This is a genomic window from Methylobacterium sp. E-065, assembly GCF_022829605.1.
GTDB lineage: Bacteria > Pseudomonadota > Alphaproteobacteria > Rhizobiales > Beijerinckiaceae > Methylobacterium.
The window spans coordinates 1-1,076 of record NZ_JAKSYD010000078.1 but is presented as its reverse complement, the minus strand read 5'-3'; the positions used below and the strand labels follow the sequence as shown (position 1 = coordinate 1,076).

Genomic DNA, 1,076 nt, shown 5'->3' with positions numbered 1-1,076 from the left:
GCCAACACCGCCTCTGCGGGGAAGCCGCCATTGCGTGTGATGACTGCAACACAGTCGGCTGCCTCCCGGGCGAGAGTCGCGGGGGAAAGGTCGGTCGCGACTCGGATCTCGAGCCCCGCCGCGCGGAGCTGCGCCAGGCCTCGGGCCCGATGCCGCCCGCGCTCGCATCGAGGTTCACCACCGGCCAGCTCGCCGTCCTGCGGATCGTCGGGGACGAGATGGCTCTAAACGGTGCCTGCGGGCTGTGCATCGACGCCGTAGCCGCCCGGGCTGGGGTCTGCCGGCGACTCGCCCAGGCCGCGATCCGGCTGATGATGCGGACCACGTTCGGATCCGACTTCCGCCCTTGGTGGCGCCGCTCTTGGATGTCAGCAAGCCGTCGCCCTCAGCCAGCCGGATCGCGGCCTGGGCGAGTCGCCGGCAGACCCCAGCCCGGGCGGCTATGGCGTCGATGCACAGCCCGCAGGCACCGTTTCGAGCCATCTCGTCCCCGACGATCCGCAGGACGGCGAGCTGGCCGGTGGTGAACCTCGATGCGAGAGCAGGCGGCATCGGGCCGGAGCAGGCCAGCCGACGGCGACGCTCGATCGCCACGGATCGCTCAGGCGCGCGCTGGAGGCGCTTCGGTGGGAACAGCGTCACACGGCCGAGCGGAATGCCGACGGGCGCCACGGCCTCGCGCACGGCGCTCCTGCGGGTGTGCAGCGCCTCGGCGAGCCCCTGCGCCTCATCGTCGGTGACGGCCTCGGTGGCGTGGGCCTGCCAGATGGTGCGCGACAGGTCGTCGAGCTGCGCGAGTGTCCGCGCCTCCTCGATCGCCGACCGCATGGTGGCGTGAAACATCGATCCCGGTCCCTCACGGGCCGCGGCTAGGGTCCAGGCAAAGCCTTCCCGGTGCGAGAATTGGCGTTCTCGCTTGACTCCACGGGGGAGGTCATGGCTTGTGAGGAGCTATCGACGCGGCCTCACAAGGCCCCAGGATTTTCAGCAGGCTCCCGTTTGGCGACGGGGGCCTGTTGGCTTTTCAGGGTCTATCTCGCGGCGATGGTCTCCTGAATGGCGGCCGCGACTCGCCT

1 protein-coding gene is annotated in these 1,076 nt (G+C 70.4%); it reads right to left on the bottom strand.

The window, feature by feature from the left end; all coding sequences use genetic code 11:
• Window positions 1–174: 174 nt before the first annotated feature.
• The gene (locus MKK84_RS08370; protein ID WP_243918652.1) at window positions 175–843 is read right to left on the bottom strand and encodes a hypothetical protein; all 669 of its coding nucleotides are present in this window, start codon (window positions 841–843) and stop codon (window positions 175–177) included.
• Window positions 844–1,076: the final 233 nt, after the last annotated feature.

Excerpts from the sequence above, each read along its gene's own strand:
- MKK84_RS08370 (WP_243918652.1), bottom strand. The coding sequence starts at position 843 with ATGTTTCACGCCACCATGCGGTCGGCGATCGAGGAGGCGCGGACACTC.